Genomic DNA, 22,637 nt, shown 5'->3' on the forward strand with positions numbered 1-22,637 from the left:
GTTATGGCGGTCAGACGAGTCGGTATAACTACGTTAATTTTCGCGATTGTTGTTCTATACATTGGAAATGTTATGGCGCAAGACGATAGGCATGTGATTGAAAGGTCGAGGTCATTTTGGATTAAGAGGCTGGATATGGCGCCTCATCCGGAAGGTGGATATTTCAAATACGCGTTTGGTTCCGATGTCGTGAGAAAGACAGCGAGCGGAGACGAAAGAAGGGATTACAGCGGCATTTATTTCATGGTGACGCACGATAGCCCGTCTCACTTTCATCAAATGAAATCTGATGAGATCTGGTATTACCATGCTGGCAACGCGTTAACGATGCACTTCATCGACGAAAAGGGGAAATATCATACAACCCGTCTCGGGCCAAATCCAGAGCACGGAGAGGTGCTATCCGTAGTCATGCACGGGGGATGGATTTTTGGTGCGTCGGTCGATTCGGGTGATTACACGCTGGTGAGTTGTGCTGTCGTGCCTGGCTTTGACGAGTCCGACTATAGAATATTGACGCAGTCTGAATTGTTGGGAAAATATCCGGAGTATCGTAGCGTCATAATGAAGATGGCGTATCAAAGTCTCCCCGGCTGATCGCGTCGGCGGAATGTCGTGGTTTGGTTGTCGATTGTGTGTGGATTTTGTGCGGGGTCAATCATGTCGCTAGCGAGCAATATTCCAACCTGCCAAGTAGAGGCGATCTTTCAGAAAGACGGTGAGCGGCACGAGGCGGTGGCAAGAGTGCGGGTGAATGACACGGGCGTCTTGATGAAGCTTCCGGTTCGCGAGCTGCTCGAAGCGAACTGGATTGGAAAATTCTCCGTAAATGATGTTGCACTGCTCGCCACAGTAAATGCGAACGACGTACATATAAGAAATGTCACCGTGCAGAAACCGCATTTCCCGTACGCGATAATATATCTCACCGCACTTTTCAGTGTCATGTTGGTGACTACCAATCTGATCGGGGATAGCATCAGCACCTTCAGTCTTTCTTTTCTCCCGGGATACAGTATTCTGTTTCCAACGGCACTTGTTGTTTTTCCATTGACCTATTGCTTCGGTGCTTGCATAACGGAGGCATATGGCTTTGCTGTAAGTAGGCATGTTATATGGGGTGCCTTTTTGGTTAATGCCGTGGTTGTGGCGATCATCATCTCTCTAGAGAAGGCGGGGTTGCTTGGAGGGAGTATTTTGGGAGTGTCTCAACAAATGATGAGGGCGTTGGGTGCATCCGCGATTGGTTATTTTGCTGGGGAGCTTTCTAATTCGTTGGTGGTGTCTCGGTTGAAGATTGCTCTGAAAGGACGTAAGTTGATTCTTCGATTCATTGCTGCCAATGCCGTTGGTGCAGTCCTGGATAGCGTGTTGTTCGGAACTCTCTTGTTTTACGGAACGGTGCCGCATAATGTGCTCTTGAAAATTATTGCCGCGCAGATAACGATAAAGATGTTGTACGAAATGATTTTTTCGGTTCTGTTCTCTAAAATTGTTATTTGGATAAAGTCGCGCGACGGTGTCGATCACTACGACTACAAGGTGAGCTTCATCGGCAGTTAGCGGCCAATTACAATTTCCAAGACCTTTCCGACGATCATTTGTTCTTTGATTTCTATGGGGCGACGCTTTGATGGCGATTCGATGTCGAATCCGATGAGCGTCTCCCCATTATTTATTTTGACGATCGGATACGTTTGCTCGTCTACCTCGATCAGGACTAAATCACCTGAGTGAAGTGATTTATATTCTCCGATGACCAGGGTGGCATTGGTCGGCAGGGGCTCAGTCCGGTTTTTGGGGGCAAGTTTAATAGCGAAGCGGCTCGAGTCTATATTTGAGACCTTGATCCAGAGCTGGTCGTGTCGTGTGGCCGTTGCCGCGCTGCGTGCCGCGCGCAGGCTATGTTGCTCGTATACCGGCACGAATCCCTTGTTCTCCTCGCCGAAGAGCGTGGACATCGGGACGGCGAAGAACCTGGCAATTGCGGAGATCGTGCTCAATCGAGGGTCTGTAGTTTCCCCTGACAAAAGACGGCTCAGAGTCCCTCGGTCGAGGTCGATCGCGCGCGACAGCTCCGCGTCGTTGACGCCAGCTGCCTGCTGCAGATGTTTGACGGTTGCCACGAACGTGGCCGCTAAGCTCGCAAGATCTTCTTTTTTCTTGACGCGTTCCATCTTGCCCCAATTCTAGTTCGACAAACCAGTTGAAAATTTTCAACAGCCTGTTACAGTTGGTGACAACGTTTGCGAGTCGAGTGGTGATGGGGTGTTGGTCGCGGCGAAGGGGCGATCATAGGCTTCTGGGGAAGACTTGCAAAATATGTTGTTCTGCAATGCGATTTGTGTTGTAATGCAGTGCATTAAGATAGGCATTGCTCGAAATTGACCCGAACCATCCGAATCGGTAAGTATCGCTTTACTATCCTCCAGTTGAGCACATTGGAGGGTGGGTTGAGCAAAATTACTGAGGCGGAATTTAGGGACGCCGCGAAGAACAACGCCATCAAACATGCGTCGGTGGTGCGCACGGATAAGGGTTATCTCTTCGTGGTCGAGCTGTCTTGGAAAGAGGGCATGCACACACTGTATACGTTCCGGAATGAACCGAGGACGTGGGCAAGCCTGGATCGGATGGTGACGTATTTCGAGAAGCATGAGCTGAACGTAAATGTGATCAGCTTGCAGTGGAATCCCAAAGAGATTCGGGGAAAGTAAAAGACTGGTAGAGATAGAGGCGGTTGGCGTCAGTGTTGGTAGCACTGACGCCAACCTAGCCACAGTGGCGCTCGTGCGAGAACATAGTGAGTTCTGAGCGAGGCCCATTAGGTTATCGAGCGAGGCCCATCAATGGCTGGCTGTATTGTATGCGATCTTGATCGCTATCGGATATTTCTTATATCCGTAGTTATCCTGAATTCGCTCCTGATAGGAACGAATGCGCGCGCCGACTGCATCGACGATGCGGCCGCCTACCATCACGTCAATCCTGCACTCGCGCGCGCGATCGCTGCGGTCGAGTCGCGCTTCTCGCCGATCGCCTACCACCGCAACGCGAACGGTAGCGAAGACATCGGCCTGATGCAGATCAATTCGAGCTGGTTGCCAACGCTTGCGCGCTTCGGCGTTTCGCGCGCCTCGCTCTTCAATGCCTGCGTGAATGCCTACGTTGGCACCTGGATTCTCTCCCAAAACATTTCCCGCCTTGGGCTGACATGGAACGCGGTCGGCGCGTACAACGCGATGTCGCCGAACAAGCGCGTCCAGTACGCGCGACGCGTCTACGCGGAACTCTTCAAATTTAAGCAGGGCGTGACGGCTGCACAGCCCGTGATCCCGGTGACCGCTGCGCAAGCCCCGTCAAGCAACATGGCTAGCGGTTTGTCCGTGGCCGACACGGAATAGGGGCATCCGATGAAGCCGCACGATCTCACGGTTGTTTCGCAAATCAATAGCAATACTAAGTATTGTTGCGCGTCGCTGAGTGTTGCGGCGACCGAATCTTTTACCAGCCGACGCGAGCTACCTCACTCGCGTCCCGTCAGCCCCATCCCCCCTGATGCCGGGCTTGATGGCTTCGCCGGCCGCGTAGGCCCCGCTCCCGGCGCTTTTTATAACCTCCTCAGTGTGCGGTTCCAGCAGGCAGTGGATTTTGATTCCAGCTGGTTGTGCACGAGCTTCGCGTGGACAACTCGTTCCATGCACGCCGAGTCGGCGCCGATTCGAGCATACGCTTCGCGGCTTACATCAAAGGTGGTTGGGGGCAAGGGTGTTCAACTGCTGCGGCATGGCCGTCTGGCGCTGGGGCTTGTATGTGCCGGTGTGGTGTTGCCCGCGTGCGGCTCGCTGTCTTATCACGCGCTCGATGGCGCGGCGCCCGTGTCAACGACCGCAACCGTTGCCTGGAGCGACGAATCAGCCTTCCACCCGCTCGGCCAGTCCTGGAGCGGTCGTATCCGCACGGCCGATCAGCCCGCCTGGTCGGCGGGAATCGTGCGTGCCGTTCGGCAGCCGACGATCGCGAGTTTCGAGATCCGTGAGTCCGATTTGACGCTCGCCAATGCGTTGGCGCGATGGGCGCAGGAGTCGGGCGCAACGATTCGCTGGTCCAGTTCGGTGTCAGTGCCTGTCACGGCGGCTAGTCGCTTGCGCGGCACGATCGCGGACGCGATGCGTTCGGTGACGAAGGCGCTGGCCGCCGGCGGTTATCCACTGGTGGTCGCGGAAGCGGCACGCCATCGTACCTGGGTCATCGTCGACGCGCCGGTCGTTCCGCCGGTGGACGACGAAACGGCCCTTGCCGCGAATTCTGTGTCGACGTCGCAAGCGAGCGACACGCAAATCGCGGCGCGCTCCTTATCCCGGAATAGGAACGCCTTCAGTGCAGCGAGCTGGACGTTGCGTCGCACCGATCACGACATCCGGCAGGCACTCACCCGATGGGGTGCGGCGTCGGGAAATCCCGTTCAGTGGGATAGCGCGATCGTCGCGCCGATCACGGCTGACTCGACGTTGACCGGTACGTTCGATACCGCCATTACGTCGGTGGTGCGCGCGCTGCAACAAGCGGGCTACCCGCTTGCGGTTAGCGGTCCCGATCCCGTGACACGTACCTACCGGGTTTATCAACCCGCCTCTTCCACAGCGCTTGCCGAGGTTTCCTCATGATGCGTTTGCCTCTTCAACCGCGTGTGCATTCGTTCGCGCTCGGCCTGATCGTGTTCGCGATCGCGAGCATGATGCATGCCGCCAACGCCGCCGATAGCGACTTGTCGTCAGCGGTCCACATCGCGCCGTATCACCCGATTCAAGCTGCGCGGTCCGCCAAGTTGCCAGCGACGAAGCCGGCCGCGGCGGCGGTAGCAGCAGCTGCGCCAGTCGGCGCGTCAGCTGCGGCTACCGGCTCGATCGCCGCGTCGATTGTCCCGCCGGCATCGTTGTCGCCTTCTGAAACGGTTGTGACGACTGCGCCGGTGCCATCGCTCGACTTCGACAATGCGTATCGCCTGGCCGCGGGCATGTCGTTGCAGACGCAGCTGCGCGAGTGGGCGCAAAAGAGCGGCTGGAATGTGATCTGGAATTTGCCGCGTGACTGGATCGTACCGGGCGATTCCGCATACGGCCCGGATTTTCAGACGGCGGCGACACGGGTAGTCCAGGACCTGGCGGCCGCCGGCATCGATGTGCGCGCCGATCTGTACACGGGTAACAGAACGCTTGTCGTGCACGAAGCAGGGGAGAGCGAGTAATGAAAATGAGCCAAATCACGCTGGGCGTACTGGTCGCTGTTGCGCTCGCAGGCTGCGCTATCCGCGACGTGCGCAACGAACAGCTGCAAGACGTCCAGACCGCGCGCGACCAAGCGAACAATGTGAATCCATCACGCCCGATCGTGCGGACGCACGCGTCTAACTGGTTGCGCGGCGAAGAGATCGCGGCGAGCAAGCCGCAACCGGCAATTTTCGATAAGCCGATTCGCTATTCGTATCAGGCCGGCTCGCTATCCGACCTCGCTGCGCGCTTTACGAAACAGACGGGTATCCCGGCGATTGTCGATTCGTCGGCTACCGACGCCGCGGCGTCGACGCTTGCGGTGGCCTCGCCGGCAGCTAGGCTGCCGCTTGGCGTGCCAGGCGCTGCCGGTGGTCCGCTGCCTCCGGGCGGATTCAACGAGTTAGCTCGCGGTGGTGCGGCGCTGCCCGCAGGCATTCCAGGTGCGGTCACTTGGCCGTCCACGAGCGCACCGAGCTACTTGGTATATGACGGCAATGTCAGGGGCTTTCTTGATGTGGTCAACAGCCATTATGGCGTCTGGTCCGCATACAAGGATGGCGTGATTACGTTCTTTCGTAGCGAGACGCGTGTGTTCGCCCTTCCAGGGCTGAACGAAGGTGGTCGTCTGGAGGGCTCGATTTCGACGGGCAATGGCGATAGCGCTGGCGGATCGGTTAGCGGTGGTTCTTCGGTCGGCACCAGTTCAGGCGGCAATAGCGCGAGCAGTCAAAAGCTGACGATGACGGCGGACATTAATCCGTGGAAGAACCTGCAAACGACCGCAAAGGCGATCTCGGGCGGCGGCCAGGTTGTCGCCGATCCCGACGCGGGCATCCTGACGGTTACGGGAACGCCGCCGATGTGCGATCGCGTCGAGGCATGGATCAAGACCCTGAACGCGACCTACGCGAAGCGTATCGAGATCGACGTGCACGTGTACGAGGTACGCCTGTCGCGCGAAGACAACTATGGGCTCGATCTGGCGCTTGCGTACAAGAGCAAGAGCGGCCATACGAGCGTCGGGATCTCGGGCGCGTCGGTGCCGAAGATCCAGGGGACGGCCACGCCGTTCACGTTCGGAGCGAACATTTTGTCGGGCCCGTTTTCCGGGACGAAGGGCGCGATCCAGGCGCTTTCGTCGCTGGGTGATGTCACAACGGTGCTTTCCAAGGCCGGTGTCACGCAGAACGGCAAGCTGATGTCGCTCCAAGATGCGCGTCAGCAAGGGTACGTACCGCAGACGCAAAGCACGCTCGCGTCGAACGTCGGTTCCACCACGTCGATGCAGAGCGCGACTTTGACGACGGGTTTTACGTCCGGTTTCCTGCCGAAACTCGTGAACGGCAACATCCTCATCGATTTCAATCTGACGTTGAGCCAGCTGATCGACATGCAGACGTTCCCTCCGGGCTGCACTGCTGGCCAGTCGTGCGTGCAGACACCCACCACGCAGAACACGCAGCTGCAACAGAGCGTGACGCTCAAGCCCGGCGACACACTGGTGTTGACCGGCATGCAGCAAAAGACCCTGAGCACGGCTGGCAACGGCGTTGGCTCACCGTGGGTGCCGTTGCTCGGCGGCGGTGCCGACGCGCAGAAGAACGATACGGTCATCGCGATCGTGTTGTCGGCTCGCCTTTTGTAATCGGGGATGATTGAGATGAACCTGCTGAATTTCCCTCTGAGTTCTTCGCGTGGATCGATCCGAGCCGCGATGGCGGCTGGTGCGGTACTCGCGTTCGTGACTCTCGCTACGCCGCACGCGCACGCGGCAAGCGCCAGCACGTCGGCCAGCGCTCCGCATGCGAGCGCATCTGCGCCGCGTGCGTCGACGTCGCCGGTGAATCCGGCGAGCGCCGCGCTTGCTAGTGCGTCTGTCCCTTCAGTGATCCCGCCGCTCCAGGGCACGACACCGCAAGCGAATGTTGCGGCGCCGGTGGTCGTGCAGTCGGAAAACGCCGAGGTCGACGCGCTTACGCGAGAAGCGCGTGTACTAGAAGCTCGGTTGAAGAACGAGACGCTCAAGCGTGATATCCGCAAGGTGCAGCGCGATTCCGGCTCGAGCACGAACGTGTCGGGCATGCCGCCGGCAGATGCGCTTCCTTCGCCGATCGCGACAGGTGCGCCGGTCGCGCCGCTGAAGCTCGCGAGCGACTGGGTGCTGATCGGCACCGGCGCGTATGACGGTCGACAGACCGCGACGATTGCCGTGAACGGTGCGGCGCGCGACGTGCGCGTGGGCGACACGATCGACGGCTGGACTGTCAAAAGCATCCTCGCCCAGCGTGTGACGCTCGGGCGCGGGCGTGCAACGAAGACCGTGAGCATGTAACGACATGGCCGAGATCCTGACACTGGCGAATGACAATCCGACGCTGTACGCAGTCGGGTTCACGTGGCTGGCGGAACCGGCGATGCCGAAGCCCGCGCAACTGCGCGAACTGTCTCGCGTGCGCGGGATCTGGGGTGTTGCGCGCAAGACGACGGACGGCGTGCAGTTGGGGTTTGGCGACCTGCCGCACGATACGCGTCGGCCGACGGCGATCCGGGCGCTGGCGAGCGTCGTTGCCGACTATCACCCGACGCCTTGGCTCGGTGTCTATCGGCTCAACGACGAACTGTCGTGGCTCATCGCCGTGCGCGCTGACGGGATTGCGCCGAACGGCGATCTGGTTGGCTCGCACGACGAGATCCAAGCGGCGGCCGCGGCGCTGAAGGCTGGAGAGCGCTGGACGAGCGTTTCCGGCTCCTCGGCGGATCTTGCCGAGATGGCACGGCTGGCCGGCAAACAACCGGGTCTGCGTGACTGGCGCGCAAGAATTTCCCCGCTGGTACGCAACGGGTTGATCGCCGCCGCGGTCTGTGCCGTCGCGATCGGCGGTGTGGCCGTGTGGACCTGGCGGCAGGCCCTAATGCAGGAAGCTGCGTCACTGGCTTCGCAACGCGCTCAGATTGCGGCCGAACATGCCAAGCGAGCGCGGTTGCTTGCGTCGCCGCCGTGGAAGCTGGCTGCAGCACCCGCGCAGCTGATCGACGCGTGCCATCAGTCATGGCTCGCGCAACCGCTGGCCCAGGACGGCTGGAAACTGGCGGTTTGGCAGTGCAAGCAAGCCGGCGCGACTTTGAATCTGACGATGAACTGGGTGCGCGCGGGCGGCTCGCCCGTAGACGCGCCTGGGAGGTTGATTGATGGCGAGCATTCGCAAAGCGCCGGCTCGCGCCCGGGCCCCGGCGCCGCGATGAACGCGGCGGCGGGGTCGGGCGAAGAGGCGCACCGCGCGATATGGGCATTAGCTAGCACGGTGAGCGGTCAACTGACGCTCGGTACGATTCCCGCGCTGCCGTGCGACGTGAAGGTGCTGAAGGATCTTCCGCCGTGGCAGATTCAGAGCGTATCGCTCACGAATACCATGCCGCCCTGGGTGTATCCGCTGTCTGCGCTCGCGGGCGAGACGTTGCTGGAAGCACCGATCGGTCACGACGGTCGGTCGTGGAACAGTGTGCCGGGCTTCGTGCTGGACACGGTGACGTGGATGGTTGGCAAGGATTGGCAGGCGAGCGGCACGCTCTACAGCTGGCGGCCGAGTGGTGCGATCGAGCAACAGACGATGGGCTGCAAGCTGCCGACCCAGACCTTGGGAGCGAAGGCATGAAGCTTCCCGGCACTCTGTTGCCTCGCAGCCGATTTACGCCCGCGACTGCCGTCGCGTCGTCGGACGACGGAAAACATGCGTTGCCTGTATCGCATGCTTCGTCGCCGCGCGTGCCCGACCACCTCGCGGACCACGTGGTATGTGTGCAGGCCGCCGACGCGCTGACCGTTTACGTCGACGTGCGCAAGCGCAGCACGTCGGTGTTTGATACGTGGCTGCATCACCTGAGGCACGCAGGTCACGATCCGGAACTGGTGTCGGTGCCGGCCGACGAGCTGCAGGCGCTGCGCCGACAGCACCGACGCGTCGAAGCGCTGGCGGCCGACACGCCGGAGATCCATCGCGACATCCTGCGGTTCCTTGCGTATGCGCGAGCGGTGAACGCGTCCGACATGCACGTGACGCGTCGCTCCGAGCACACTGATATGGAGCTGCGTATCGACGGCAAGATCTTCCGAGTGAACGCGCGAATGATGACCGCTCAAGAGGGCGATGCATACATCCTCGCGATCTATAACGCGCTGGCGAGCAACAAGCCAGCGCAGTTCGGGCAGCGCCAGTTCCAGAACGCGCAGATCGACGGCGACAAGCTTGCGCAAACCGGCATCGAGATGGCGCGGATCATTCGCGGGCCGTGCGAGCCGGTGTCGAAGGGCGGCAACTTTCTCGTCGCCCGGCTGCAACATCAGGCCGATTTCGTGAACGAGATCTCGGCGCAAGAAGCGTGGCGCGCGCTGGATCTGATGTCGCCAAAGAAGCCGGATGGCGAGTGGAGGATCGATGGCTATACGCCGGGACAGATGGCGCTCCTGGAGAGGATTGCCCGCCGGGATCACGGGATCGTGATCACCTGCGCCCCGACTGGCGCGGGCAAGTCACGAACGATCCAGGCCGTGATGCGTCGTCAGGCGCAACTCTTCCCGTGGAAGAAGCAAATCACGATGGAAGACCCGCCCGAATTCAAGATGCCGTGGGCGACGCAACTGGTGGTCGACGAGACACCGGAGAAAGAGGAAGAGCGACACACACACCTGAAGCTGCTCAAGCACACGATGCGGATGGACCCGGACACCCTGCTCACGGGCGAGGTGCGGGACGCGGCTGAAACGCAGGCAATGCGGGGCGCGGCCGAGACGGGCCATTTCGTGTTGTCGACGCTGCACGAGGGCGACCTGTACCGGTTCGCAGTGCGGCTTGAGGGCTTCGATTTCGACCGCCTGTCGCCGCGCGTGACGTGCGACGCCGGTTCGGTAATCGGCCTGATCGGACAGCGCCTGGTGTCGATCCTGTGCGACGACTGTAAACAATCACTGGACACGGCGAGCGAGGAGGTCGTGCCAATGTACCTGCGCGACGCGCTGCGCTCGTGGGATGTCGACCTTGCGAACGTGTGCGTGCAAGGCAACGATCCGGCCTGCCCGACCTGCTTGGGCAAGGGGACGGTCAAGCGTGTGGCGATCGCCGAAATCGTCGAGACGAACGAGACGCTGATGTCGTTGCTCAAGCGTGGCGAAATCGCCGAGGCGAAGCGCTACCAGCGCGCACGTAAGGGCGCAGACAAATCCATGTTGGAACATGCGCTGGCGCTGGTGGCCACGGGCGAACTTGCGCCGGACGAAGCCCATAGCGCAGTGACGATCGTGGACAAGATCGAAGCCAACGGAGATCACCTGTAATGCCGACCTTCAAGATTCCGTTTGTGGGACGCCGGTCCGCATTCGGCGACGCGTTGTCGATCACGGGCACGCCACCGAAGTCAATCGATCCTGCGAAGGCGAGCCTGCCGTGGCCGCTGCGCAAGCTGGTTTACCAGAACATGATCGACTTGTTGCCGCAAGGCGAAGACGAGACGGCGATTCTCGGCGCGCTGCGCGCGAATCTTCAAAAGCGCAAGAAGATCGCCGATGCGCAGGCGATTCATCGAGTCTACCTCGCCGTCGTGAGCGGCAAGACCCTCCTTGTGGCGCTGGGAAAGCTGCCGCCGACCGAAGCATCGATGTTGGCTGCGGGAGCGGCGTCTGGCTCCTATCCGAAGGCGATGCAGCAGATTCTCGAACTGCGCGAGCGGGTCGGTCGCATCACGGGCCTGATCGCGCAGGCGGTGACCGAGCCGTCGGTGTACATGGCCGGGCTGTACGGATTCTGTTACGTGATTGGCTCGCAGGTGACGCCGACATTGACTGATGCGATTCCCCCTGAGAACTGGTCGACCTCAACGCGAACGCTGTACGTGCTCGGCTGGATTGCTACCAGCTGGTTCGCACCGGTTGCCGGTGTGATCGTGCTGATGTTGGCGATCGCATGCGTGATCGCGTTGCCGCGTTGGACTGGACGAGGCAGAGCGTTCTTCGATCAGCACGTGTTTCCGTTCACGCTCTATCGCGAGCTGAACGGCGCGGCCTGGCTCGATACGTTTTCTCGACAGATCAAGTCGGGCATTGCCGAGGGCAGCGCGCTCGAGCAGCAGATGAAGTTGGCGGCGCCCTGGCTCGCGTCTCGGCTTCGGCCACTCTGGCAGGGCATCCGTCGTGGCGAAAAACTCTCCGTTGTGATGCGTGCGACGGGGCATGGCTTTCCTTCGATGGACCTGATCGAACGAATCGCGATGTTGCAGGGCAAAAGCAACTTCGCGAACGTGATCGAGGTCGCCGCGCAGCAGTTCGGCGAGAAGGTCGAGCGTCGCATCAGACGGGCCAGTGTGATTTTGGGAACTGTGTTCACGCTTTTCGTTTTCACTGTTGGCTTGATGATCAACGCGAGCGTGAACAGTTTGATGTCGGACGTGGCACGTGCGGTGGGCTTCTAAGCGAGCCCGAAACTTTGATTAGTAAAGGAGCAGGTCATGCGGGAATTCTTCGGGTCGCTTTACGGGCAAATAATCACGGTGTTCGGCCTCGTTGCCATCATCACGCTGGGGGGCAACATCTTCAGTACTGACAAAGGTCTTTCCCAGGCAACCGATGTTGGTGTGCTGGTAACGAACGCGCGACAGCAGCTGGGCGCGTCGCCCAACGGCTATGTGGGTTTTACTGATGCGAACGTCGCCGACCTGATTCGTGCAGGTGTCATTCCAGCCACGATGGTGCGCAATGGTGCGCTGTTCGATAGATGGAAAGGGGCGATCAATCTCTCGAATCAGTCGAATGGCGGGCAGGGCGTTATTACGTTGAACGGTATCAATATTGCGGCCGACTGCGCGAAGCTTGTGACGACGTTGGGTAACGGCTACGACAGCGTGATCGTAGGTGGTACGACCTTCAACAAGGATAACCCGTCCGATGGACAGAGGGCGGGAGCGGCCTGCAATGGGCAGACCACCGTGACGGTTGTTTTCTCGTAACCAAGACGCGTACCGGCAGCGGAGACGGGAATGACACACAACGAAATGCACGACGCGGCACATGCGGCGACGGACTGGGATGTCGCGCAAGCAGTCAGTGCACACACTTCCGAAGCGCAGCTTCGTTCAGTGGCGACTCAGTCCGACGCGCTTGCCCGTCTGCCGTTCTCCGATCTTTATCTGGAGCCATCGGGCAGCGCATGGTTCAAGACGTTTTCCCGCGATCCGGTGCGTCACGAAGTGACGGGGGCTGCGCTGGCGGACGCGCTCGATCTGCGTGCAAACCTCGATAAGGGTGTCCAGAAACTGGACTTCAGGGTGACGTACCAAGGCGTGCCGATGCGGGGCGCTCGGCTCGATACGGCACAGGGTGCGCTGTACGTGTGCCGGCGACATCAAGAAGGGGCGATTGAGTTCGAATCACTGGGCTACGGGCATCGGCTCGAAACGGCGCTGCTGTCGAGTGAGCTGTGCGGCGGCGGTCTGGTGTTGTTGACGGGTGGCACGTCGAGCGGCAAGACGGTTGGCGCGACGGCGCTCCTGGTGGCGTTTTTGAAACTCTATGGCGGATGTGCCTACACGATCGAGAACCCGATTGAGGTGGACATCGAAGGCGAGTACGAGGGGGAAGGCGGCGTAACCGGGACGTGTTACCAGACCGAGGTTGATGACGACGCGCAGTTCGCTTTTGAGATTCGTCGCCGGCTTCGTGGTGCGCCGAACGTTCTCATGATCGGTGAATTGCGCACGGCCGAGGCTGTCGCACAAGCGTTTCTCGCGGCGACCAGCGGCGTGCTCGTGATCGCGACGTATCACACCGATGATCAGCTGACGGGCTTGCAGCGTCTTTCGAGCATGCTGCGCGACGCGGGTTATGACGCTGGGTTATTTGCAAGCGGCCTCGCAGCCGTCGTACATCAGCGGCTCAGTGCGCGGTGGCAAGACGACGTGCTGATTCGCGAACTGGATGTGTCGCCGCTCGTGATTAAGGGAGCTGAGGACGAGAGGGGACTTCGTTCGCAACTGCACGGAACGGATTTCCGGCAAATGATTTCGGAGATCGATCGGCAAAGGCGCGTGCTGCACAACCCTGATTTGAACCTGGTGTTCTGACATGGGCTACGTGCTGCTACCGATCGTTATGTTGATGGCGTACGCGGGATTGATCGCGCAGGCCGCGCAGTGGGCGAACACGGTGCCAGGCGCGGGACTCACGGGCCAGCTCGCGCAGCGCGCGATGGAGCGGGCGACGCAGGCCGAGGTATTCGCGGCCGCGTGCCTGACGGCCGCGCAGCAGCAGCCGGGGACGGTCGCCGATCCGATGACAGTGATCTTGCCCGCGGGCATGAGCCCGATCGTTGGTTCGCGGTGTACGGCGGTGCGGAACGGCACAGCACGACTGATTTATGCCGGTGTGCCGAGCGTGCCGGGCGCAGCGGCAACGCTGGAACAGATGCTGAAGGGCAGCGCGCTTTGGTATCGGGTATCGAATGCAGGGCAGGCGGTGGCCATTGTGAGCGGCCAGACGATCGGTGTGCCGGCATCTTTCGTATCGGGCACGTTGTTGTATCAGGTGCGTATTGAGCCGTGATGCGGTGGGTGATGGAAGGCGTCGGTCATTTTTCGTCGGGCGGTTCGGGTGGGCGTGGCGGCTTGGCGCGCTGGATGAGTTGCCGTAGCCACTCCAGCCCGTAGAGGTCGATTTTGGCCCACTGCTCGGCCGATAGCCTGATCGAGCGTTGGATAAGTTTCTGGCCGTCGGGGAGCTTGGGGCGACCGCCGGCGTGCTTAGGGTTCGTTTTCATGCCGCGATTGTACCGCGGAAAAAGAATCACAAAAACTTGTTGAGTAGGCTTAGTTTTTGAATCACAATAACTAGACCGGATGCACGTGTCTCTTGATGGATTGAAATCATGTCTTCGTTCTTCGGCGTGTTGTACGCGATGTTGATCTCCGTGACGGCGATGTCGGGTCTGTACGCGTGGTCGAAGATCGGCTTCGCGAACGTGCAGGCCGCGGTGATCGCGAGCCAAGGCGTCGTGATCGGGCAGGCGATGAACAAGTATCTGAACGATACGAGCACGGCGCTCGCGCAGATCGCGACACCGACGACGCCGGCGACGGTAACAGTCGACCAGCTCGCTCAAGCTGGCTATCTGCCGAAGAGCGTGTCGATGCGCAACGCGTACGGCCAGGATTGGCAGATGCAGGTGTTACAGCCAGTGCCGGGTCAGTTGCAGGCACTTTTGTTTACGACGGGTGGGCGTCAGATGCCGCCGTCAGTGTTGGTGCCGAGTGCAGCACAAACGAGTGCGCAAGGCATGTTAGGCGGCTTTGTGCCGTATGCAAATCAGTTCGGCGACGCGTCGCTGCAACCGACGGTAGCAGTCGGCGCGAATGGGACGTTCCGCCAGGCGCTAGGGAGCTATGCAAATCCGGGTAGCGGGCACCTCGCAGCGATGCTCGGGATTGCGAATTCTCAAGCTGATAACGGTTTTCTGTATCGCGTCGACATGAAGCCGGCACGGCCGGACCTGAATGCGATGCAGACGGATTTGAGCATGACGGATACGCAGGGCAACGCACACAACATCAGCGGCGCGAACGTCATCACGACGCAGAGCTTGAACGCGTTGTCGGGAGGTTCGCTGGCCACGCCGTCGATTAAGACGGCGGGCGGAACGGTAATCACGTGGAACCAGGTTCCGGAAGGTGGTGTGCTGAGTTTGCAGGGCGCGAATGGGCAGTGGGTTCATGTGGAAAGCCTCAACGGCACGTTCCGCCTGGTCAACTCGGCTTGGAACAAGCAAACCTTCTCGGTGGACCAGGACGGCAATGTCATTGCCGCAAACACATTGAAAGCAGGCGATGTTGCGACACCGGGCACGACGTGCCCCACAAATGGACTTATCGCCGGCAACAGCGACGGTTCCGGCCAGATGCTGTCGTGCCAATACAAAACCTGGTTGCCAATCGGCGGCCGCTGGCTGCGTTACGGGTATTACACCGTCTATGACGCCTGGTGGGTGCCGGCACCGACCTGTCCGAACGGCGGATCAATGCAGATTCAAGTGACGCCGCAAAACTTCACGGTGAACAACACCAGCGTCGTGAACGCAGGACCGGCGACGTGGACGGGTAACGGTTGGCAGGTGCATTTGACCGATGGCAGCGGAAACGGGATTCCCGGTGCGCAGGGAATTGCGGCGACGTACTGCGCGTATTGACGATCAAGGAGTTGGACCATGTTACGCAACAGCAGCAACGCAGCATCGCGCGAAGTGAAGCGCGGATTCGAGCGATTCGGTTGGCCCGTGCTCGCGCTGTTCACGATCCTGATCGCAGCGGGACTGTGGATCCAGAACGCGCACGCAGCGCCCGTGTCGTGCTCGTCTGGGTATCAGGACAACACGTGCTTGACGCCGATTCATCACGATCCGACACCCGCACCGAAGTGTCCGACTGATCCGGGGTGGATCACGACGGGCAGCGCCGTTTGGCAAGGCTCGCACTGGAGCCAGCCGCAGTGCGTCTATCAAGCGCCTCCGAGCTGTCCGGCCGGCATGCAGCAGACGGCGGCGCCGACGTGGACGGGATCGCAGTGGACCCAGCCGAGTTGCCAGCAACCGATCTTGCCGCCTGTCGACACGACCGCCCAATGCGCGCAAGCGATTGAACAGCGTCAGGCCGGATACGGCATTACCGATGCAAACGCTGCGACGGATCCGCCGGTGCTCGAGGAGAACAACACGCTGCGCTGGCACTACTGGACGGCGAATCACTACAGCGACTGGAAGATCACCTGGAACGGCGTGTATGCGCCGCCGAAGCAACAGGGAAACCTCTTTTCGTTCACGTCCAACGGTCATTTCCTGGTTGTGAAGGGAACGCGCTGGGACGGTGGTGTTGATCCGGGCTCAGGTATGGAACAGCAGAACTTCGTGGCCGCTGTGTGCGAGGCCAACCCGACGACGGGTGCCGTAATCAGCGTCGGAATGGCTATAGGGTTCGCACGGTGCGGCGGCAAGCAGCCCGAGGGCTCGTCGGGGCCGTGTGGGCGTTGATGTAGGGGGCCGGGCATTGCAGTGTGCCCGGTGCATTTGGGGTAAGGCAGGGCATCTTCAACATTGTGCAAAACAACTGTCCGAGGGACTTTCATGAAGACCGAAAAGAAAATCATCAAGCTGGTAGCGATCTCTGTTGTTGCGACTTTCGTATTGTCCGCGTGCGGGGGCGGCGGCGACGGAGGAAGTAATACCTCTTCGACGGGAACGGGCCAGCCGTCCACGCCGACAACGCCGCCTACTTCGCCGAGCTCGCCGTCGGTGCCGCCGCAAACCAGTGTGCCTGCACCGACCTATCCGAGTGATTCGCCGAGCGCCGCGCTGTTCGCGCAACTGAATGCCTATCGTCAGGCGCTCGGCGTGGGGCTGATGAAGCAGGACGCCGCGCTGGATAAGGCGGCGAATGCGCACGCGAACTACGGTCTGCAAAACGTCGCGAGTCGCGCGATCAATTTCCTCGGTCACGATGAAAACGCATCGCTGCCGGGATTTACGGGTGCGTGGCCGCTCCAGCGTGCGCAGGCCGCCGGTGCTCCGGCCGCGGAATGGGTAGGCGAAGTTATCTCGGGTAGCTATGGCCCGGTGGTTCAGACCACCGGGACGGATTGCGGAAACACCTGGATCAACAGCGTATATCACCTGCAGGGCGTGACGGCGAATTCGGAAAGCATGGGTGTGGGCGTCGCCACGACGGTGACGACGCCGCCGGCGGGGCAGCAGCCGGCGATGTGGGCGTTCTGTGTCGTTGATATGGGGACGACAACGGGTGTGCCGGGTGCGCCGGATGTCAATCAGGCATCGCAGGTTAATTCGATTCCGACGAGCGGCGGGCAGCAGTTTGCTACGGACCTGGTGGTCCACGCGCCGTATAGCAACGAGACCAGCGTAGCACTGGCCATCGCGCCGGGTGAGAGTCCCAACCCGGCGCCGGATCTGAGTGCACCGGGGCACCCGATCATGGTTCGAGTGAATGCGGCGAACAACGACACGCTGACGGTTTCGAACTTTCAGCTGGTTGACAGCACCGGCGCGGTGGTGCCGGCGCGCATTCTCGTGCCGCAGAGCGCGGTGTCGGGATCGGCCGCAGCGGTAACGGCCGATCCGAACAACATGCTGTCACCGGGCGTCGCGTTCCTGTTGCCTCTTGCACCGCTGAAGCCCATCACGCAGTACACGGTGACGTTTGCCGGTGCGCGTGACGGCAAGCCGGTGTCCACCACCTGGTCGTTCACGACCGGCACGAAATAACGGAGAAGGTCATGCCCGCCAAGGTCAGCTCAGTCACGATCGAGCACGTCGAAACGACGATCAACAGTCTGAAGGCGAAGCGCAGATTTGTCGCCGTCGATATAGCCGTCGAGATGAAGCTTGCGACGCTGGGCGAACTGTACGGCCAGATGATTTGCGAGCACGCGACGGCAGTTGATCTCCGTGACTTGACGGAGGAACAACGTCGACTGCTGACCGAAGCGGCATGACCAACCTGGGAGCCGACATGAGCCGGAGTGACCAAGGTCGTTCGTCGACCAACAGCGGACAGGCGCTGCGTGTTGGAAAGCTGATCGCGCAGTCCGCTGCGTACTTCGCGCAGAAGCACGACGTGTCGATAGACGCGGCGAATCGCCGAAGCGATCCGCACGGGATGAACAACCCGTCGCAAGGAGAACCGGAGGCGCATCAGGTCGGCGATCCGATGATCGCGATCGCCCAGCTCGAGGCTGCCATCAATCGGCTGCGCCGCCGGCGATTCGACGTGGACGGGAACGGGATCGTGATCGAATTCCACGATCGTCAGCGCGAGCAATTGACGACTTTGTATCGCCACATGATCCGAAACAGGATGGGTGGGGTTGCGTTATCAAACTTGTCGTCCGGCGAACGCTTTGCGCTTCAAGTCGCCGAACGGCTCTGATTGTTTTTCATTAATAGAGGATCGACCAACATGAATCCGCTGGTTATTACCCTGCAATACCGACTGCTCGCCGTTTATCAGAAGCGCCAACGCATGCTGCGCGAATGCATCAGCATGATTGTGGCTTGCGTCCTGGTCGGCGCGATGCCTATGACTGCATACGCCGCCGACTACTCGACGGCGACCGGTATCGTCAAAGCGTTCTTGCAATGGATTTTCTTCGACGGCGGGCCGTATATCTGGATGGCGATTTCCGCCATCTTGGTCATTGGTGTGCCGAAAGGCTGGGTGCAGATGAAAACTGCCGTCATCACGATCATTACCTGTTTCGTGTTTTTCTGCATTCCGGCGATCGTGCGGTATATGTCCCAGCAAGCGGCCGCGAGCCTTTGAGCAATGCGTACCGTCGACCACATCCCCGTCGCGAATGTCCGACCATTTATGGTCGCGGACATTCATTGGGTGTTGTTTTTCGCGTCCATTATGGCGCCGGCCGTGGCCTGGGTAATGACGCGAGTCTTGTGGGTGGGATTGGCGATTCCCTTCCTGCTTTATCTGTCGTATCTGGCAACGGCGAAAGACATGTTCAAGATCGAGGTGTTCTCGACGAACCGAGCGCGGATGGCGAGCGTTCGAAGCCGCGAAAACTGGGAAGGGGCCAAGACCTATGAACCTCGGTGAATTGCTGGAACGAAAGTTCGATGCGCCGCTCGTCGAGCCGAAGGCAGATACCGATCGAGACGTCGAAGAAAATCTTCACACCACGTCGGAAATCCCGTTCGGTATCGACGCGTATGTGAATGACCATACGCTCAATACGCTCGATGGGACCAAGGTCCAGATCATCAAGATCGAGGGGCTGTATGCGGAAATGTTGAACGACGACGATATCGACAATTACAAGATGCGTCGTGACACGGCGCTTCAGTCGATATCGAGTCCGGACCTGGGAATCTACGTGCATGAAATTCGACGCGAAAGCGATGCGTGGCCGAGCGGTACGTACAAAAACTGGTTTCCGAACTATTTGAACGAACGTTTGAAGGGCCGTTACCAGCAGAAAGATCGCAAGCTCTATCGGCACGACATCTATATCTCATTGTGTCGCTACCGGCATATGTCGGGCGCGGTCGGTGCGATCGGAAAGATATTCGGCAAGCTTTCGTCGAGCATGGCCGGAATGGACAGCGATCGCCGGCAGCTGCGCGACCTCGATGAGAAGGTTGCGTCGCTCATGAAGTCGTTGAAGGTGTATGGGCCACGCCGTTTGTCGCGCGTGACGACGGAGCGAGGCACCTTCTGCGAGATGGCTCGCTTCCTGCGCTATCTGATCAATCTCGAAGACGGGCCGATCCGTGCCGACGCGTACCACTTGGGACGCGCGCTCTCGACCGCGTACCTGTCGTTTGACAAGAACGTGGTACTCGGGCGCGACGTGTTCGAGGTTAAGGGCATCAATCACTGGCGTATCGGTCAAGTGATGGCGATGTCGCAGTGGCCGAGCGGGACCTTCGCGGGGATGACGGACCCATTTCAGAAGGTCAAGGCGGAAGTGATCGTCACGCAGAAGTTTTTCCCGGTCAACAAGCTTGATACGAATCGAGATTCGGCGATGCGCGAACGTCGCGCGTCGCACGATGCAGTGCAGTCGGAAGTCCAGGCCGAGATGAGCAGTTTTCGCAAACGGATGCTGATGGGCCGCACGATTGCTGGCGAACATCACATGAGCGTGTTGGTACACGTCGCGGTTGATCCGGCGAATATTGACGACACGCTCGATCGGCTGGATCTCGCGACGGGGCATGTGGGCGAATGCTTTAAGGCTTGGGGCGTGCCGCCGATCATCGAGACGGTTGGCATGGAGCGCGCGGTGTGGTCCCAAGTGCCGGGCGCTTCCAAGAGGCACAACGGCCGTGTCGGCAAGATCGAAGCGTTGAATTTTGCGTCGTTTGCTTCGCTGCATAGTTTCCCGAAGGGAAAGATGTCGGGAAACCTTTGGGGCGATTGCCTGCTCTTGCTCGAAACGGAAGGGCGTACTGGTTACGCGCTCAACTTCCATGAAGAGCGTCCTGGGATGGTCCCGGGCCACCTCAATATTTGTGCGCTGACGGGCCGGGGCAAGACGTTGCTTGTGGCGATATTGGTCTCGCAAGCGGACAAGGTGGAACCGCGCGTCCTGTGGTTTGACCGCGAGAACGGCGCGACCGTTTTCAATGAAGCGATGAACGGGCACGAGATTGTCCTGTCGACGCAAACGCCGCTGGGTAATCCCTGCAAGATGCCCGATTCGGTAGAGAACCGCGCAACGTTGCGTGAAATGCTGATGATGATGGCAACGTGCTACGGCTATACGTTGACCGAGAGTGACATAGGCCGGATCGCTAAGGTCGTCGAAGACAACTTCGACGACGAGAAGACACCGTTCGCCGATCGGAAGCTCAGTTCGCACGCCTGGCGGTTTGGATTGCCGGACTCAGGTCTCTATCAGGCAATGGCCATCTGGCATTCGAATGGGGCCAATGCCGCAGTGTTCGACAACGATGAGGATGGCGTGGACATGGCACGTCATCGTCACATTCGTGTCGAGATGCGGCACCTGATGAAGGACAACCAGGCGCGTCCCGAGTTGCCGGTCCTCGCGTACTACCTGACGCATCGCTTCGAGCAATCTCTCGACGGTACGCCTGCGATGGTTGTATGGGATGAGGCGCAGCTGCTAGTTCGCAATCGATTCTGGGCGGCGAAGATCGAGGCGTATCGGGAGACCTTCCGTCGTCGAAATTGCGTGACAGTGTTCATCACGCCTGAGCCGAATGCGCTCTACAACCCGGTGTTGGCCGTGAAGAATCAGGCAGTTGTATCGATCTACCTGGGTAACGACAAGGCCAGCACGACCGACTACGTGGCAAATCTCGACTGTACGGAGAGCGAGCGCCAATACATCCGGACGATGCCGGAGTTCTGGATGCTGATTAAGCGCGCGGGTGGCGCCTCCGTGCACGCATCGTTTGACATGTCCGACATGCCAGATTTGGTCCCCGTGCTTTCGTCGAACGACAAGTCGGTGACTTTGATGCGCGAGCTGAAGAAAGACCTCGGCACCAACGATCCGGGAGTTTGGGTTCCGGTGTTCATGGAGCGGGCGATGGCGGCAGGCACGCACAACCAGGGAGCAAAGAAATGAGGCATGCGACGGCGATCGTAATGGTGCTCACGGCGATCGGCATGGCAGCTTGCGATAAGCGTGAGTCGAAGACGGTGGAGTACTTCATGCAGCACCCATCGGAAATTAAGAGCACGCAGAAGGATTGCAGGAACAAGGGTATCAGCTTGCTTGCGGATACGCCGGAAGCTCGGACTTGCAATGCAGCAGACAGCGCCATGCGCGCGCGATTCTTTGGACACTCAGCATCGGGAGTTCAGCAATGAAAATCACTACCTCTTTACATCAACGCGCGATCGCGGCCGCCGCTGGCGTTGCGTTCGTCCTGTTTGCGCAGACCGCTCATGCGGATGGCGTGCCCGTCATCAGTCCGACCGAGATCGCGCAGTTGACGGCGCAGCTGGACACGCTGAAGAAGGCGCTCGCGCAGGCCCAGGATCAGTACAAGGCCGTGACGGGTGCGTATCAGCGCGGCGCGGCCTATGTGCAGGACACGATTAATTCGGTCAAGGCGATCCCTGGTAGCTGGCAGGAAATGGTTCAGCAACAAAAGGACGGTGTGTATGCGCAGCTGCAATCGAAGTATGAGCAAGTTATGCAGACCATCGATCCGAAGACTTTCACTGATCAGTTGCGCGGATCGTCGTACAAGCTCAACACAGATACGACGCGATCGGCGCTCGCGGGCAGCGACGCACTCTTTAGCGAAGCCCAGACGCACATCGACAATTTCACGTCGCTGCTCAAGCAGGTGGACTCAACGGTGAACGTGAAGGATGCCGCGGATCTGCAAAACCGCATGTCGGCGGAGATCGGGCTTGCGCAGGCCGCGCAGGTGAAGATGACGGGACTGGTCGCGCAGGTTCTCGCCGCGCAAGCGAACCGCGATAACCAGGCCGAGGCCACGCGGGCGAAGTTCTTCGGCCGTGCGACGACCGGGGGCACGCAATGAACCGCCGACTGAAATTCGTGCGCGATTACGCACGTTGGGTAGGTGCGGCCGTGATGCTGTTCGCCTTTGCAGGGTGTGCGCATGTGGGTGCGATTCCGAAATCGCCTTGCGCATGCGTCTTTCATCCGTTGACTACGGCGTCGGCAGCGACCGCGCGCGCGCGCGCGTAAGTTGCGCTACAGGAGAGGCGATCATGGCAGGACCTGATGCGAACGGTACGACGCTTGGTGGAATCGCCAGCGCCTTCGACAAATTATTTAGTCGAATTCCGCAGGTTGCA

At 59.9% G+C, this 22,637-nt stretch carries 26 protein-coding genes; 24 read left to right on the top strand and 2 right to left on the bottom strand.

All coding sequences use genetic code 11. The features are described from left to right. Positions 1-72 precede the first annotated feature (72 nt). Both CFB81_RS35055 and CFB81_RS35060 read left to right on the top strand, forming a co-directional pair. Positions 73-597: a cupin domain-containing protein gene (locus tag CFB81_RS35055; RefSeq protein ID WP_089438260.1), complete on the top strand. Its 525-nt coding sequence runs from the start codon at positions 73-75 to the stop codon at positions 595-597. A gap of 63 nt (positions 598-660) precedes the next feature. Beyond that, positions 661-1,563, top strand: a complete 903-nt coding sequence (locus CFB81_RS35060; RefSeq protein WP_226288155.1) for a VUT family protein — start codon at positions 661-663, stop codon at positions 1,561-1,563. Here CFB81_RS35060 and CFB81_RS35065 read toward each other — a convergent pair. Continuing rightward, a complete protein-coding gene (locus tag CFB81_RS35065; protein ID WP_089438261.1) occupies positions 1,560-2,177 on the bottom strand; it encodes a helix-turn-helix transcriptional regulator in 618 nt (205 codons plus the stop codon). The two genes, CFB81_RS35060 and CFB81_RS35065, sit on opposite strands and share 4 nt — an antisense overlap. Before the next feature lie 276 nt (positions 2,178-2,453). Between CFB81_RS35065 and CFB81_RS35070 the strand changes: the two genes are divergently transcribed. From CFB81_RS35070 to CFB81_RS35125, 12 genes are all read left to right on the top strand, one after another. Further along, positions 2,454-2,717, top strand: a complete 264-nt coding sequence (locus tag CFB81_RS35070; protein WP_143328678.1) for a hypothetical protein — start codon at positions 2,454-2,456, stop codon at positions 2,715-2,717. A 132-nt stretch (positions 2,718-2,849) separates the two neighbouring features. Then, positions 2,850-3,404 (top strand): lytic transglycosylase domain-containing protein, encoded by a 555-nt coding sequence (locus CFB81_RS35075; protein WP_089438263.1) that lies wholly within the window; start codon positions 2,850-2,852, stop codon positions 3,402-3,404. Between the two features lie 9 nt (positions 3,405-3,413). Further along, positions 3,414-4,667 carry a TcpQ domain-containing protein gene (locus CFB81_RS35080; protein WP_089438264.1) on the top strand — a complete coding sequence of 418 codons (1,254 nt, stop codon included), beginning with the start codon at positions 3,414-3,416 and terminating at the stop codon, positions 4,665-4,667. After that, positions 4,664-5,248 carry a toxin co-regulated pilus biosynthesis Q family protein gene (locus tag CFB81_RS35085; RefSeq protein WP_179236167.1) on the top strand — a complete coding sequence of 195 codons (585 nt, stop codon included), beginning with the start codon at positions 4,664-4,666 and terminating at the stop codon, positions 5,246-5,248. Before CFB81_RS35080 ends, CFB81_RS35085 begins: the two co-directional genes overlap by 4 nt. Then, positions 5,248-6,918: a type II secretion system protein GspD gene (locus tag CFB81_RS35975; protein WP_143328679.1), complete on the top strand. Its 1,671-nt coding sequence runs from the start codon at positions 5,248-5,250 to the stop codon at positions 6,916-6,918. The genes CFB81_RS35085 and CFB81_RS35975 overlap by 1 nt, the downstream gene beginning before the upstream one ends. A 195-nt stretch (positions 6,919-7,113) precedes the next feature. Then, a complete protein-coding gene (gene pilP / locus CFB81_RS35095; protein ID WP_218829356.1) occupies positions 7,114-7,605 on the top strand; it encodes a type IV pilus biogenesis protein PilP in 492 nt (163 codons plus the stop codon). A 4-nt stretch (positions 7,606-7,609) separates the two neighbouring features. Then, on the top strand, positions 7,610-8,926 hold the full coding sequence (gene pilO2 / locus CFB81_RS35100) for a type 4b pilus protein PilO2 (RefSeq protein ID WP_089438267.1): 1,317 nt from the start codon (positions 7,610-7,612) through the stop codon (positions 8,924-8,926). Further along, the gene (locus CFB81_RS35105; RefSeq protein WP_089438268.1) at positions 8,923-10,602 is read left to right on the top strand and encodes an ATPase, T2SS/T4P/T4SS family; all 1,680 of its coding nucleotides are present in this window, start codon (positions 8,923-8,925) and stop codon (positions 10,600-10,602) included. Before pilO2 ends, CFB81_RS35105 begins: the two co-directional genes overlap by 4 nt. Continuing rightward, positions 10,602-11,732 carry a type II secretion system F family protein gene (locus CFB81_RS35110; RefSeq protein ID WP_089438269.1) on the top strand — a complete coding sequence of 377 codons (1,131 nt, stop codon included), beginning with the start codon at positions 10,602-10,604 and terminating at the stop codon, positions 11,730-11,732. The genes CFB81_RS35105 and CFB81_RS35110 overlap by 1 nt, the downstream gene beginning before the upstream one ends. 36 nt (positions 11,733-11,768) lie before the next feature. Further along, positions 11,769-12,266, top strand: a complete 498-nt coding sequence (locus CFB81_RS35115) for a type 4 pilus major pilin (protein ID WP_089438270.1) — start codon at positions 11,769-11,771, stop codon at positions 12,264-12,266. A 30-nt stretch (positions 12,267-12,296) separates the two neighbouring features. Further along, complete coding sequence (locus CFB81_RS35120) at positions 12,297-13,379, top strand: ATPase, T2SS/T4P/T4SS family (RefSeq protein WP_089438271.1); 1,083 nt, start codon at positions 12,297-12,299, stop codon at positions 13,377-13,379. Position 13,380: 1 nt separating this feature from the next. After that, on the top strand, positions 13,381-13,857 hold the full coding sequence (locus CFB81_RS35125; protein WP_089438272.1) for a hypothetical protein: 477 nt from the start codon (positions 13,381-13,383) through the stop codon (positions 13,855-13,857). Between the two features lie 25 nt (positions 13,858-13,882). Here the strand turns inward: CFB81_RS35125 and CFB81_RS35130 are convergent, their stop codons facing one another. Then, positions 13,883-14,071 (bottom strand): hypothetical protein, encoded by a 189-nt coding sequence (locus tag CFB81_RS35130; RefSeq protein ID WP_089438273.1) that lies wholly within the window; start codon positions 14,069-14,071, stop codon positions 13,883-13,885. A gap of 108 nt (positions 14,072-14,179) precedes the next feature. Here CFB81_RS35130 and pilV point away from each other — a divergent pair, with 108 nt between their 5' ends. From pilV to CFB81_RS35175, 10 genes are all read left to right on the top strand, one after another. Further along, positions 14,180-15,493 carry a shufflon system plasmid conjugative transfer pilus tip adhesin PilV gene (gene pilV / locus CFB81_RS35135; RefSeq protein ID WP_089438274.1) on the top strand — a complete coding sequence of 438 codons (1,314 nt, stop codon included), beginning with the start codon at positions 14,180-14,182 and terminating at the stop codon, positions 15,491-15,493. A gap of 18 nt (positions 15,494-15,511) precedes the next feature. Further along, a complete protein-coding gene (locus tag CFB81_RS35140) occupies positions 15,512-16,330 on the top strand; it encodes a hypothetical protein (protein WP_089438275.1) in 819 nt (272 codons plus the stop codon). Between the two features lie 93 nt (positions 16,331-16,423). Continuing rightward, the gene (locus CFB81_RS35145) at positions 16,424-17,578 is read left to right on the top strand and encodes a CAP domain-containing protein (RefSeq protein WP_089438276.1); all 1,155 of its coding nucleotides are present in this window, start codon (positions 16,424-16,426) and stop codon (positions 17,576-17,578) included. 11 nt (positions 17,579-17,589) lie between these two features. Then, on the top strand, positions 17,590-17,808 hold the full coding sequence (locus CFB81_RS35150) for a DUF3717 domain-containing protein (protein ID WP_089438277.1): 219 nt from the start codon (positions 17,590-17,592) through the stop codon (positions 17,806-17,808). Further along, positions 17,805-18,242 (top strand): DUF3717 domain-containing protein, encoded by a 438-nt coding sequence (locus CFB81_RS35155; protein ID WP_089449597.1) that lies wholly within the window; start codon positions 17,805-17,807, stop codon positions 18,240-18,242. Before CFB81_RS35150 ends, CFB81_RS35155 begins: the two co-directional genes overlap by 4 nt. Positions 18,243-18,272: 30 nt before the next feature. Continuing rightward, on the top strand, positions 18,273-18,635 hold the full coding sequence (locus CFB81_RS35160; protein ID WP_089438279.1) for a hypothetical protein: 363 nt from the start codon (positions 18,273-18,275) through the stop codon (positions 18,633-18,635). A 3-nt stretch (positions 18,636-18,638) separates the two neighbouring features. Further along, positions 18,639-18,923 carry a VirB3 family type IV secretion system protein gene (locus CFB81_RS35165; RefSeq protein WP_089438280.1) on the top strand — a complete coding sequence of 95 codons (285 nt, stop codon included), beginning with the start codon at positions 18,639-18,641 and terminating at the stop codon, positions 18,921-18,923. After that, on the top strand, positions 18,910-21,426 hold the full coding sequence (locus tag CFB81_RS35170; protein WP_089438281.1) for a hypothetical protein: 2,517 nt from the start codon (positions 18,910-18,912) through the stop codon (positions 21,424-21,426). Before CFB81_RS35165 ends, CFB81_RS35170 begins: the two co-directional genes overlap by 14 nt. A gap of 20 nt (positions 21,427-21,446) precedes the next feature. Then, positions 21,447-21,671 carry an EexN family lipoprotein gene (locus CFB81_RS36940; RefSeq protein ID WP_179236171.1) on the top strand — a complete coding sequence of 75 codons (225 nt, stop codon included), beginning with the start codon at positions 21,447-21,449 and terminating at the stop codon, positions 21,669-21,671. Then, positions 21,668-22,357, top strand: coding sequence for a type IV secretion system protein (locus tag CFB81_RS35175; protein ID WP_089438282.1), 690 nt, complete (start codon positions 21,668-21,670; stop codon positions 22,355-22,357). The genes CFB81_RS36940 and CFB81_RS35175 overlap by 4 nt, the downstream gene beginning before the upstream one ends. Positions 22,358-22,637: the final 280 nt, after the last annotated feature.

The sequence above is a fragment of the Burkholderia sp. AU28863 genome (assembly GCF_002223195.1).
Taxonomy (GTDB): domain Bacteria; phylum Pseudomonadota; class Gammaproteobacteria; order Burkholderiales; family Burkholderiaceae; genus Burkholderia; species Burkholderia sola.